This is a genomic window from Rehaibacterium terrae (assembly GCF_014202935.1).
Classification (GTDB): Bacteria; Pseudomonadota; Gammaproteobacteria; order Xanthomonadales; family Xanthomonadaceae; genus Rehaibacterium; species Rehaibacterium terrae.
The window spans coordinates 1-11,124 of sequence record NZ_JACHHX010000002.1 but is presented as its reverse complement, the minus strand read 5'-3'; the positions used below and the strand labels follow the sequence as shown (position 1 = coordinate 11,124).

Sequence of the window (11,124 nt, the reverse complement as noted above, 5' to 3'; positions counted from 1 at the left end):
ATGGACGCCTTCCTGCTGATCGCCCCGGTGATCGTGCCGCTGGGCACCGCCCTCCTGACCGCCCTGCTCGCCGCACGCCCGCGCGCCGCGCAGGCGCTGAGCCTGCTCGGCGCGATTGCGCTGCTCGGCTGCGCGCTGGCGCTGACGGTGCGGGTGATCCGGGACGGCACGCTGCGCGGCAGCTTCGGTGGCTGGGACGCGCCGTTCGGCATCGAGTTCGCCGCCGATCCGCTCGGCGCCAGCATGGTGCTGATCACCGCACTGATGGGCGTGGCCTGCCTGCTGTTCCAGCGCTCCGACGCCGATCCGGCGCCGGAGCGCCCGACCCTGCACCCGCTGATCCATGCCCTGCTGGCCGGCGTCGGCGGCGCCTTCGCCACCGCCGACATCTTCAACCTGTACGTGTGGTTCGAGGTGATGCTGCTGGCCTCGCTGGGCCTGCTGGCACTGGGCCTGGGCCGCCGTCACCTCGACGCCACCCTCAAATACTTCGTGCTCAACGCGCTCGGCACGCTGCTGTTCCTGGCCGGCATCGCCGGCCTCTACGGCCTGACCGGGCATCTGAACTTCGCCGCGCTGGAAATCGCCGGCGCCGGCGTCGAACCGGCGCGGCTGCTGCCGGCGGCGGCGCTGGTGGCACTGGCCTTCCTGGTCAAGGCCGGCGGCTTTCCGCTGTTCGCCTGGCTGCCGGCCAGCTACCACACCCTGCCGGCGCCGGTGCTGGCGCTGTTCGCCGGTCTGCTCACCAAGGTCGGCGTCTACGCGGTGCTGCGGCTGGTCGGCGACGTGTTCGATCTGGACGCCGTCGCCTACGCCCTGCTGGGCTGGATCGCAGTGGCGACGATGGTGGCCGGCGTGCTCGGCGCGGCGTTCCACTGGGACATCCGCCGCATCCTCGCCTTCCACATCGTCAGCCAGATCGGCTACATGCTGCTCGGCATCGCCCTGCATTCGCCGGTAGCCACCGTGGGCACGGTGTTCTACATCCTCCACCACATCATCGTGAAGGCGAACCTGTTCCTGATCGCGGCGATGGTGTGGCGGCTCACCGGCAGTTACGACCTGCGCCATATCGGCGGGCTGTGGAAGACCAGACCCTGGCTGGGCGTGCTGTTCCTGATCCCGGCGCTGTCGCTAGTCGGCATCCCGCCGCTGTCGGGCTTCTGGGCCAAGTTCATCGTCGTGCGCGAGGCGCTGGCGCAGGGCCAGGCCTGGTGGGCGGCGGCGGCCCTGCTGGTCGGCTTCCTCACCCTGTATTCGATGATGAAGATCTGGTTCGAGGCGTTCTGGAAGAAGCACCCACAGGCGGCGTGGACGCCGCCGACGGGCACCCGGCTCGGCCCGGCCTGGGCGGCGACGCTCGGCCTGGCCGCGCTGACGCTGGCGATCGGCCTGTATCCGGAGCCGCTGTACCGCTTCGCCGAACGTGCGGCGCTGATGATGGCGGGAGCGCCCTGATGAAGCTGCTGACCGTGTTTAGCCTGCTGTTGCGCTTCCTGCTGGAAGTGGCGAAATCCGGCCTGGCCACCGCGTGGCTGATCCTGCGCCCCGGCGTGCGGCCCACGCCCGGGCTGGTACGGATGCGCTATGCGGGCCTGAGCGACACCGGGGTGGCGCTGCTCGGCTGCATGATCACGCTCACGCCGGGCACCACCGTCATCGACATCGACAACCAGCGCCGCGAACTGCTGATCCATCTGCTCGACGACAGCGACCCGGCCGCCGTGGTCGCCAACGTGCGGCGCAGCTTCGAAACGCCGCTGCGGCGGCTGTTCCCGGCCGGAGACCAGGCATGAACGCACTACTCGCCACTGTCGTCGTCACCGGTACCCTGCTGGCACTGGCGCTCGCCATGGCCCGGCTGCTGCGCGGCCCCAGCCAGGCCGACCGGGTGGTGGCACTGGACGTGGTGTTCTCGGCCAGCGTGGCGATGGCCGCCGCCGCCGCGCTGGCGACCGGCCGGGTGCTGTTCCTGGATGTCGCGGTCGGACTGGCGGTGGTCGGCTTCGTCGCCGCCATCGTCTGGGCGCGGCTGATCGACAAATCGCCGGAGGATCCGCGATGACCATGCTCGGCTTCGTGCTCGCCGGTGCCGGCGTGCTGCTGCTGGTGATCGCCGCGCTCGGCCTGTTCCTGCTGCCGGACGCGCTGTCGCGCCAGCACGCCGCCACCAAGTCCGGCACGCTGGCGCTCGGCCTGCTGCTGATCGGCGCCGCACTGGTCGCCGGCGACCCGGGCTGGTGGATCCGCGTCGCGCTGATCCTGGTCTTCCTGCTGCTGACCCTGCCGGTGGCCTCGCACCTGCTGGCGCGCGCCGCCGCGCGCCACGCCTACACCCGCGAACAGTTGCGCGAAGCGCGCGACCCCGAGATCGACCGGTAAGGCGACGCAACGAAGAGCAACAGCACGCACGGAGAGAATGGAGAACGGCGGAGGACGCGGAGAGGCTCGATGTTTCTCCGTTTCCTCCGCTTTTCTCTGCCATCACCGTGCGTGCAGTCGCTTCTTCCCCGCGCCTCAGTACAACCCTTGCAGTTCGTAGCCCATGAAGGCGGCGAAAGCGGCCAGCAGGACCAGGCCCTGCCGTCGGCCCAGGGTGAGGTCGCCGCGTGCCAGCGGGTAGATCGCCAGCGCGAAGGCGGTCATCAGCGGAATCTCGACCCACAGCATCGAAGACTCGATCGGCAACGGCCGCAGTGCCGCCGAGGCACCGAGGATCAGCAGCAGGTTGAACAGGCAGGAGCCGACCACGTTGCCGACCGCGATGTCGACGTCGCCGCGCCAGGCGGCGACCAGCGAGGCGGCCAGCTCCGGCAGCGAGGTGCCGATGGCGACGATGGTCAGGCCGATCACCAGTTCGCCGATGCCCCACAGGCGCGCCAGATCCACCGCCGAGTCGACCATCAGGTGCGCGCCGCCGAGCAGCCCGGCGAAACCGAGCACGATGCGTGTGCCGTTGATGACCACCCCGCCGCGGGCGGTGGCGCTGTGGCCAAGCTCCTCCTGCACCGCCTCGGGCTCGCTGCGCGCCTGGCTGGCGATCAGGCCCATCAGCACCACGAAGCCGGCCAGCAGCAGCAGACCGTCGAAGCGCCCCAGCCAGCCGTTGAGCGCGAGCAGCCACAGCAGCGCGCAGGACAGCAGCAGCAGCGGCATCTCCACCCGCAGCATGCGCATCTGCACGGTCAGCGGCGCCACCAGCGCGGCGCTGCCGAGGATCAGGCCGACGTTGGCGATATTGCTGCCGACGATGTTGCCGACGGCAAGATCCGTGCGGCCGTCCAGTACCGCGGTCATGTTCACCGCCATCTCCGGCACCGAGGTGCCGAAGCCGACCAGGGTCAGGCCGACCACGAACGGACTGATGCCGAACCGCAAGGCCATGCCGCCGGCACCGCGCACGAAGGCGTCCGCGCCCAGCACCAGCAGCAACAGGCCGCCGGCGAACACTCCGATCTCGATCAGCATGCAAGGTCCGTGACGGGAAAGCCGCGGCCGATTCTATCCGGAAGGCGGCGGCCGGGCGGAAAAGCGGAAAGCACGCACGGAGAGAGCGGAGAGAAGCGGAGGAAGCGGCGAAACATCGGTCAGCTCCGCGTTCTCCGCCGTTCTCCGGTCTCTCCATGCGTGCTGTCGCTCCTGACGGCGAGCGACTTTGGTCTGCGGCCTCAGCGGCGGGTCGGGTCGAAGTGCTTGCGCAGCCCCTGCCAGCACCGCACGTAATCGCGCTGGCGCTGCGGTGCGGCCAGCGCCTGCGCGGTCGGCCGGATCACGTGACGGCTCTCGAACATGAAGGCCATGGTGTCGGTGATCACGTCCGGCCTGGAGAGATCGGCGTTGGAGGCTTTTTCGAACGTCGCCGCGTCCGGGCCGTGGCCGGTCATGCAGTTGTGCAGCGAGCTGCCGCCGGGCACGAAGCCTTCCGCCTTGGCGTCGTAGGCGCCGTGCACCAGGCCCATGAACTCGCTGGCGACGTTGCGGTGGAACCACGGCGGCCGGAAGGTGTGCTGCGCCACCAGCCAGCGCGGCGGGAAGATCACGAAATCCATGTTGCTGGTGCCCGGCGTGTCGCTGGGCGAATGCAGCACCAGGAAAATGCTCGGATCGGGATGGTCGTAGCTGATCGAGCCGATGGTGTTGAAACGGCGCAAGTCATAGCGGTAGGGCGCGTAGTTGCCATGCCAGGCGACCACGTCCAGTGGCGAGTGGCCGATGTCGGCCTGCCACAGCGCACCCTGGAACTTGGCGACCAGGGTGAACGCACCCTCGCGATCCTCGAAGGCCGCCTGCGGGGTCTGGAAGTCGCGCGGATTGGCCAGGCCGTTGCTGCCGATCGGCCCCAGGTCCGGCAGCTTGAGCAGCGCGCCGAAGTTCTCGCAGACATAGCCGCGCGCGGCGCCGTCCGGCAGCGAGACCGTGAAACGCACGCCGCGCGGAATGACGGCGATCTGCTGCGGCTCGACCTCCAGCACGCCCAGCTCGGTGGCGATGTGCAGCCGCCCCTGCTGCGGCACGATCAGCAGCTCGCCGTCGGCGTCGTAGAAATAACGCCCGTCCATGTCGCGATTGGCCGCGTACAGGTGGATGGCGATCCCCGAGTGCGCCTCCGGGCCGCCATTGCCGGCCATGGTGAACAGGCCGTCGAGAAAGTCGGTCGGCGTCTCCGGGATCGGCAGCGGATTCCAGCGCAGCTGCTCGGGCGTCACCGGCCCGTGGCCGAAGTCGTTGTGGAAGCGGGCGTGCGGCAGCGGCGCGAAGGACCCATGCATCGCCGCCGGCCGGATCCGGTACAGCCAGCTGCGGCGGTTGGCATGGCGCGGCGCGGTGAAGGCGGTGCCGGAGATCTGCTCGGCATACAGGCCGTAAGGGCACTTCTGCGGCGAGTTCTGTCCGACCGGCAACGCGCCGGGCAACGCCTCGGTGGCGAATTCGTTGGCGAAGCCGGACTGGTAGCCGGTGGCGCGGAGAGTGGGTCCGGCCTGCGGCAGATTCTTCGGAGTCGCTGACATGGCAAAGGCTCTCGCTCTAGAGCCCCTCTCCCGCCGGGAGAGGGGGTGGGGTGAGGGTACGGTCGCCGACGGCGTTCAGCATCGCCTCGAGTACCGCATCCGTATTCAAAAGCACATCGTTGTCCCAGAAGCGCAGCACACGAAGCCCCTTGGACTCCAGGAATCGCGTCCGCGCGGCATCCGCTTCATCACCATGCTGCGAACCATCCAGCTCGATCGCCAAACCTGCATCCCCGCAGAAAAAATCGACGATGTACGGCGGGATCGGGTGCTGGCGGCGGAATTTCAGACCATTCAACTGCCCTGCGCGCAGTCGTTGCCACAGCTTGCACTCGGCATCCGTGGCGTTGCCGCGCATGTGGCGCGCATGAGCACGAGTCCCGGCAGGTAGCGGAGGATTTCGAACGCCTACCATTTCACCGCACCCTCACCCCAACCCCTCTCCCGGCGGGAGAGGGGCTGAAAGCGCAAGCCTTACAGCACGCCGCGACGCATCTGGTCGCGTTCGATCGACTCGAACAGGGCCTGGAAGTTGCCCTCGCCGAAACCCTCGTTGCCCTTGCGCTGGATGATCTCGAAGAAGATCGGGCCGATGCAGTTCTGGGTGAAGATCTGCAGCAGCAGCTTGGTCTTGGTCTCCGGGTCGGCGTCGATCAGGATCCTGTTCCTGGCCAGCCGCGGCACGTCCTCGCCGTGCCCGGGGATGCGCTGGTCGATCACCTCGTAGTAGGTGTCCGGCGTGTCGAGGAAGGCGATGCCCTGCGCGCGCATCGCCTCCACCGTGGCGTAGATGTCGTCGGTGAAGCAGGCGATGTGCTGGATGCCCTCGCCCTTGTACTGGTCCAGGTACTCGTTGATCTGCGACTTCGGATCGCTCGATTCGTTGAGCGGGATGCGCACGACGCCGTCCGGCGCGGTCATTGCCTTGGACACCAGCCCGGTCTTGGCGCCCTTGATGTCGAAGTAGCGGATCTCGCGGAAGTTGAACAGCCGCTCGTAGTAGTCGCTCCACTTCTGCATGTTGCCGAAGTAGAGGTTGTGGGTGAGGTGGTCGATGAAGGTCAGGCCGAACCCCTTCGGGTTCTGCTCGGCACCCGGGATCGGCGCGTAATCCGCGTCGTAGATCGAGCCCGCCTCGCCGAAGCGGTCGATCAGATAGAGCATGCAGTCGCCGATGCCCTTGACCACCGGCGCGTTGACCGCGCGGGTGTCGGCCTTGTGGTCGACGGGCTCGCCGCCGTTTTCGGTCACGGCGTGGTAGACCTCGTGCGCCGGCTTGTGGAAACGGATCGCGAAGCCGCAGGCGCAGGGGCCGTGCTTGGCGGCGAAGTCGGCGGCGAAGCTGTCCGGGTCCTCGTTGACCAGGAAGTTCACCCCGCCCTGGCGGTAGACGGTGATCGGCCGCGACTTGTGCCTGAGCACCGCGGTGAAGCCCATGCGCTTGAACAGATCGTGCAGGTCGACGCTGCCGGCCGGGGCGGCGAACTCGACGAACTCGAAGCCGTCGATGCCCATCGGGTTCTCGAAGGTGGTCGGCTTCATGCCGAGGTTCGGTTGCGCGCTCATGGGACTCTCCTGCGATGACGGATGGCGGCTTGCGCCGACGGTGGCGACGTTATAGTTTCAGATGAAACCAATTGCAAGGCGCAGCGCACCATGCCGGACCATCAAGTGCTTGAACTGGAAAGGTTTCTGCCCTACCGGCTGTCGGTGCTGTCGAACCGCCTGAGCCAGGCCATCGCCCGCAATTACGAGAGCCGCTTCCAGCTCAGCATCACCGAGTGGCGGGTGCTGGCGGTGCTTGGCCGCTACCCCGGGCTGTCCGCCAGCGAGGTGGCCGAGCGTACCGCGATGGACAAGGTGGCAGTGAGCCGCGCGGTCAACCGCCTGCTCGACGCCGGCCGCCTGCGCCGCGAAACCCACGAGGACGACCGCCGCCGTTCGGTGCTGGCACTGACCGAGGCCGGCTACGCGATCTTCGACGCCATCGTGCCGGTGGCGCTGGCCTACGAGCGCGCCCTGCTGTCCTCGCTCGACGCCGAGGAGCGCGCTGTGCTCGATCGCCTGCTCGACAAGCTGGCCGGCAACGGTGCGCAGGCCGAGGGCGTCTTGCTGGCGGCCGAGGGCTGAGGAATCGGGAACCGGGGAATCGGGAAAGAGCGACCGGAGCAGCGTCATCCCGGGCCCCGATCCCGAAGACCCGGCAAAGTCGCAACGCCCGCCGGCGCCCACCGCCACCCCGCCCGGCTTGCCATGGCCAGGCCGCGACAGGCTAAAGTGCCAGCCCGCGTCCTCCACCACGAGACCGAGCCGACATGAGCCAAGCCCTTCCCGGCGCCCCGCTGCCGCGTCCCACGCCCCTCCAGCGCTGGCTGGTGCTGTTGTTCGTCAGCCTGGCCATGTTCGGCAACTACTACGTGTACGACGCGCTGGGCCCGGTGGTGGACCTGATGCGCGAGCAGCTCGGCTTCAGTTATCGCCAGATCGGGCTGCTGTCCTCGGCCTACAACTGGGCGGCGCTGCTGGTGCTGCTGGCCGGCGGCGTCATCATCGACCGCTTCGGCACCAAGAAGGCGATCACGGTATTCGCGGTGATCTGCCTGATCGGCGCGGCCCTGACCGCGCTCACGCCGCACTTCGAGGTGATCCTGGCCGGCCGTTTCGTGCTCGGCCTGGGCGCCGAGCCGCTGATCGTCGCCGCCACCACCGTGCTGGCGAAGTGGTTCAAGGGCAAGGAGCTCAGCTTCGCCTTCGGCATCAACCTGTCGATCTCGCGCCTGGGCTCGGCCTCGGCCGACTGGTCGACCGGCTTCGCCAGCCCGCTCTACGCCAACTGGCAGGACCCGCTGTGGCTGGCCACCGCCGTGGCCGGCATCTCGGTGGCGGCGGCGATGCTGTACTGGATGCTGGAGCGCCGCGCCGAGGGCCGCATCGACCTCGGCCCCGGCGGCGAGGCCGAGCGGCTCGACTTCAAGCGCCTGTTCGCCTTCGGCAAGAGCTTCTGGTTCATCGTCGCGCTGTGCGTGGTGTTCTACTCCACGGTGTTCCCGTTCCGCACCTTCGCCATCGACTACTTCCAGCAGGCGCACGGCCTGCAGCGCGAGGCCGCCGGCCTGCTCAGCAGCCTGCTGCCGATGGCGGCGATCGTCGCCACGCCGCTGTTCGGCCTGTGGGTGGACCGTGTCGGCCGCCGCTCGGTGTTCATGCTGGTCGGCGCGCTGGTGATGCTGCCGCTGTTCCTGGCAGTGACCTACCTGCCACCCGGGCCGGCGGTCGGCATCGCGATTCCCTACATCGGCGCCGGCGAGGTGCCGCTGACCCTGCTGGTGGTGATGCTGCTGCTCGGCGGCGTGTTCTCGCTGATCCCGGCGGTGATGTGGCCGTCGGTGGCCTACATCGTCGACCAGCGCCGGCTCGGCTCGGCCTACGCGATGATGACCTTCTGCCAGCAGCTCGGCTGGGCGGCGGTGCCGCCGATCGTCGGCCTGCTCAACGACCTGGGCGGCGCCGGCCCCGAGAATCCGGCCGGGTATGCCGGCGGCATGTGGTTCTACAGCGCGCTGTGCGGGCTCGGCCTGCTGTTCGCCTTCCTGCTCTGGCGCCACGAAGGCGGCACCCGCGGGCACGGGCTGGACACCATCACCATCCGCCACCCGGCGGCCGGCTGAGGGAGACGCACACGATGCCCGGACGCCGACTGCTGCACTGGCTGCCCGTGATCCTGGTCCCCACCCTGACCGGCCTGAGCTTCAGCCTCTATCTCGGCCAGCGCGGCGACGGCGGCTGGCAGGGCGGGCCGTTGCTGGCCGGCATGCTGGTCTCGGTGCTGGCCTTCCTCGCCCTCGCCGGCTGGGAGCTGCATCGCCTGCGGCGACGCGAGCCGGCGCGGCCGGCACCGCGCATGCGGCTGATCGAAAGCCCGATCCTCTGGCTGCCGCCGCTGATCCTGCTGGCCCTGCTGGCGGTGTTCCTGTTCCGCGTCTGAGCGGCTGCACACCGCAGCCATGAAAAGGGCGGCCGAGGCCGCCCTTTTCGTTGCCGCAAGGCCGCGCTCAGCCGGCCGGGTAACTGTAGGTGGCGCCGATGCCGAGCGGGATGTCCAGCGCCCAGAAGCCGAGCAGGAACGCCGTCCAGGTGACCAGCAGGGCGATCGAGAACGGCAGCATCAGCGCCAGCAGGGTGCCGATGCCGCTGGCTTTCACGTAGCGCTGGCAGAACACCACGATCAGCGGGAAGTACGGCAGCAGCGGGGTGATGATGTTGGTGCTGGAGTCGCCGACGCGGTAGGCGGCCTGGGTGAGGTCGGGCGAGACGCCCAGCTCCATCAGCATCGGCACCATGATCGCGCCGATCAGTGCCCACTTGGCCGAGGCCGAGCCGATCATCAGGTTGACGAAGCCCGACAGCAGCACGATGCCGATCAGCGTCACGCTCATCGGGAAGCCCATCATCTTCAGCCAGTTGGCGCCCTTGATCGCCAGCAGCGCGCCCAGATTGGACTGGCCGAAGGCGTAGATGAACTGCGCGCAGAAGAAGGCCATGACGATGTAGTAGCCCATGCCGCTCATCGCCCGGCTCATGCCCTGGACGATGTCGCGGTGACTCTTGGCGGTGCCGGCAACGTAACCGTAGACGATGCCGGGAATCACGAAGAAGACGAAGATCAGCGGCACGATCGACTGCATCACCGGCGCGCGCGCGTTGGTCAGCTCCCCGGTCTCGGCGAAGCGCCAGGGCGAGGTCTCCGGAACCAGGCTGAGGATGAACAGCACCAGCGTCAGCACCATCGAACCGGCGGCCCACAGCAGGCCCCGGATCTCGGCCGGCTTGAGCGCATCCATGGTCGGCATCTGCGAGACGTCGCCGTCCACCTTCGTGCCGCGCAGGCGCGGCTCGATCACCTTGTCGGTCAGGAACCAGCCGACCAGCACCACCAGGAAGGTGGAGGCGGTGGTGAAGAAGAAGTTGTTGAGCGGGTTGATGATGATCTCGGCGTCGGTCAGCCGCGCCGCCGCCTGGGTCAGGCCGGCCAGCAGCGGGTCGAGGCTGGACGGCACGAACATGGTCGCCGAGAAGCCGCCCGACACGCCGGCGAAGGCCGCTGCGATGCCGGCCAGCGGGTGCCGACCGGCGGCGTAGAAGATCACCGCGCCGAGCGGGATCACCAGCACATAACCGGCATCCACCGCCACATGGCTGAGCACGCCGACCGCGATCAGCGCCGGGGTCAGCAGCATCTTCGGCGTCACCGCCAGGATCGCGCGCAGCGAGGCGCTGATGAAGCCGGTGTGCTCGGCCACGCCCAGGCCCAGCATCGCCACCAGCACCACGCCCAGGGGCGGGAAGTTGACGAAGGTGGTCACCACCTGCGCCATGAAACCGGTGAGCGCCGCCCCTTCGAGCATGTTGCGCACCCGGATGCCCTCGCCGGTGCGCGGGTCGATCTCGGCGAAGGACACGCCCGACAGCAACCAGGACACTACCCACACGACCACCATCAGCAGCAGGAACAGGATGGCCGGGTCGGGCAGCTTGTTGCCCACGCGCTCGACCAGGTCGAGCGCCCGATAGATCCAGCCGCGCGGCGCTTCGGCGGCAGGGTTGGCTTGCGACATGCGGGTGTCCCCCAGGGTCTGCGGAAAGCCCGAATCCTAGCAGGCTGCCGCCTGAGGCGTTGCCGCGGCGCGGCAAGGCTGGCGGGCATGCCCACCCAGCCCTGCAGGAGCGGTTTCAGTCGCGACCGGATGCCTGCGGGGTTCTCCACTCACGGCTGAAGCCGCTCCTGCAATGTGTGGGCTGGGTTTGCCGCGATCTGGCCGGCGCTACGCGCCGGGGGTTCCGTCCGCCTGCCGGCGGCCGGGTTACTTTTCTTTGCTTGCCCGACACGACTTCGGACGGTGCCCCGCGAGCACACATCCCTGTGGCGCCCGCCGGCCAGCACATCCGTGTGCTGGCGCTCGCCGGGGCGAAGCTGTGCTTCGCCTTATCCGGCTCGCCCCCGGAGCGGCGCCTTTCGGACTTCCTGTCCGAAAGGTGCGCGTGCGCGCTGCGGGCGTTTGCGACGGCACCTCCTGTGCCGGCGCAAACGTCGCCGGCCTCCCTGCCGGCGACCCTT

12 protein-coding genes are annotated in these 11,124 nt (G+C 68.8%); 7 read left to right on the top strand and 5 right to left on the bottom strand.

The features are described 5' to 3' along the window. From HNQ58_RS01390 to mnhG, 4 genes are read left to right on the top strand one after another with little or no spacing between them, the layout of a single operon-like run. Positions 1–1,458, top strand: a complete 1,458-nt coding sequence (locus tag HNQ58_RS01390) for a proton-conducting transporter transmembrane domain-containing protein (protein WP_183946999.1) — start codon at positions 1–3, stop codon at positions 1,456–1,458. Further along, positions 1,458–1,796, top strand: a complete 339-nt coding sequence (locus HNQ58_RS01385; RefSeq protein ID WP_183946998.1) for a Na+/H+ antiporter subunit E — start codon at positions 1,458–1,460, stop codon at positions 1,794–1,796. The genes HNQ58_RS01390 and HNQ58_RS01385 overlap by 1 nt, the downstream gene beginning before the upstream one ends. After that, positions 1,793–2,065 carry an MrpF/PhaF family protein gene (locus HNQ58_RS01380; protein ID WP_183946997.1) on the top strand — a complete coding sequence of 91 codons (273 nt, stop codon included), beginning with the start codon at positions 1,793–1,795 and terminating at the stop codon, positions 2,063–2,065. Before HNQ58_RS01385 ends, HNQ58_RS01380 begins: the two co-directional genes overlap by 4 nt. Then, on the top strand, positions 2,062–2,382 hold the full coding sequence (gene mnhG, locus HNQ58_RS01375) for a monovalent cation/H(+) antiporter subunit G (protein ID WP_183946996.1): 321 nt from the start codon (positions 2,062–2,064) through the stop codon (positions 2,380–2,382). The genes HNQ58_RS01380 and mnhG overlap by 4 nt, the downstream gene beginning before the upstream one ends. 135 nt (positions 2,383–2,517) lie before the next feature. Here the strand turns inward: mnhG and HNQ58_RS01370 are convergent, their stop codons facing one another. The 4 genes from HNQ58_RS01370 to hppD all read right to left on the bottom strand — a co-directional run bounded on the left by HNQ58_RS01370 (position 2,518) and on the right by hppD (position 6,575). Continuing rightward, positions 2,518–3,468, bottom strand: coding sequence for a calcium/sodium antiporter (locus tag HNQ58_RS01370; protein ID WP_183946995.1), 951 nt, complete (start codon positions 3,466–3,468; stop codon positions 2,518–2,520). Between the two features lie 200 nt (positions 3,469–3,668). Further along, positions 3,669–5,009, bottom strand: coding sequence for a homogentisate 1,2-dioxygenase (hmgA, locus tag HNQ58_RS01365; RefSeq protein ID WP_183946994.1), 1,341 nt, complete (start codon positions 5,007–5,009; stop codon positions 3,669–3,671). Between the two features lie 16 nt (positions 5,010–5,025). Next, positions 5,026–5,367 carry an endonuclease domain-containing protein gene (locus HNQ58_RS01360; RefSeq protein ID WP_246416801.1) on the bottom strand — a complete coding sequence of 114 codons (342 nt, stop codon included), beginning with the start codon at positions 5,365–5,367 and terminating at the stop codon, positions 5,026–5,028. Between the two features lie 116 nt (positions 5,368–5,483). After that, positions 5,484–6,575, bottom strand: a complete 1,092-nt coding sequence (hppD, locus tag HNQ58_RS01355; RefSeq protein WP_183946992.1) for a 4-hydroxyphenylpyruvate dioxygenase — start codon at positions 6,573–6,575, stop codon at positions 5,484–5,486. Positions 6,576–6,665: 90 nt separating this feature from the next. Here hppD and HNQ58_RS01350 point away from each other — a divergent pair, with 90 nt between their 5' ends. From HNQ58_RS01350 to HNQ58_RS01340, 3 genes are all read left to right on the top strand, one after another. Next, positions 6,666–7,139: a MarR family winged helix-turn-helix transcriptional regulator gene (locus HNQ58_RS01350; protein WP_183946991.1), complete on the top strand. Its 474-nt coding sequence runs from the start codon at positions 6,666–6,668 to the stop codon at positions 7,137–7,139. Positions 7,140–7,324: 185 nt separating this feature from the next. Continuing rightward, positions 7,325–8,677 (top strand): MFS transporter, encoded by a 1,353-nt coding sequence (locus HNQ58_RS01345; protein ID WP_183946990.1) that lies wholly within the window; start codon positions 7,325–7,327, stop codon positions 8,675–8,677. 14 nt (positions 8,678–8,691) lie between these two features. Next, positions 8,692–8,994 carry a hypothetical protein gene (locus tag HNQ58_RS01340; RefSeq protein WP_183946989.1) on the top strand — a complete coding sequence of 101 codons (303 nt, stop codon included), beginning with the start codon at positions 8,692–8,694 and terminating at the stop codon, positions 8,992–8,994. A gap of 67 nt (positions 8,995–9,061) precedes the next feature. On the opposite strand, the gene HNQ58_RS01335 is transcribed toward HNQ58_RS01340, so the two are convergent. Next, a complete protein-coding gene (locus HNQ58_RS01335) occupies positions 9,062–10,624 on the bottom strand; it encodes an AbgT family transporter (RefSeq protein WP_183946988.1) in 1,563 nt (520 codons plus the stop codon). Between the last annotated feature and the right edge of the window lie 500 nt (positions 10,625–11,124).

What these genes read in the sequence shown, in the direction of transcription:
- HNQ58_RS01385 (WP_183946998.1), top strand. Translation starts at nt 1,458, where the DNA reads ATGAAGCTGCTGACCGTGTTTAGCCTGCTGTTGCGCTTCCTGCTGGAA.
- HNQ58_RS01370 (WP_183946995.1), bottom strand. Translation starts at nt 3,468, where the DNA reads ATGCTGATCGAGATCGGAGTGTTCGCCGGCGGCCTGTTGCTGCTGGTG.
- HNQ58_RS01390 (WP_183946999.1), top strand. Translation starts at nt 1, where the DNA reads ATGGACGCCTTCCTGCTGATCGCCCCGGTGATCGTGCCGCTGGGCACC.
- HNQ58_RS01335 (WP_183946988.1), bottom strand. Translation starts at nt 10,624, where the DNA reads ATGTCGCAAGCCAACCCTGCCGCCGAAGCGCCGCGCGGCTGGATCTAT.
- HNQ58_RS01340 (WP_183946989.1), top strand. Translation starts at nt 8,692, where the DNA reads ATGCCCGGACGCCGACTGCTGCACTGGCTGCCCGTGATCCTGGTCCCC.
- hppD (WP_183946992.1), bottom strand. Translation starts at nt 6,575, where the DNA reads ATGAGCGCGCAACCGAACCTCGGCATGAAGCCGACCACCTTCGAGAAC.
- hmgA (WP_183946994.1), bottom strand. Translation starts at nt 5,009, where the DNA reads ATGTCAGCGACTCCGAAGAATCTGCCGCAGGCCGGACCCACTCTCCGC.
- HNQ58_RS01360 (WP_246416801.1), bottom strand. Translation starts at nt 5,367, where the DNA reads ATGCGCGGCAACGCCACGGATGCCGAGTGCAAGCTGTGGCAACGACTG.
- HNQ58_RS01380 (WP_183946997.1), top strand. Translation starts at nt 1,793, where the DNA reads ATGAACGCACTACTCGCCACTGTCGTCGTCACCGGTACCCTGCTGGCA.
- HNQ58_RS01350 (WP_183946991.1), top strand. Translation starts at nt 6,666, where the DNA reads ATGCCGGACCATCAAGTGCTTGAACTGGAAAGGTTTCTGCCCTACCGG.
- mnhG (WP_183946996.1), top strand. Translation starts at nt 2,062, where the DNA reads ATGACCATGCTCGGCTTCGTGCTCGCCGGTGCCGGCGTGCTGCTGCTG.
- HNQ58_RS01345 (WP_183946990.1), top strand. Translation starts at nt 7,325, where the DNA reads ATGAGCCAAGCCCTTCCCGGCGCCCCGCTGCCGCGTCCCACGCCCCTC.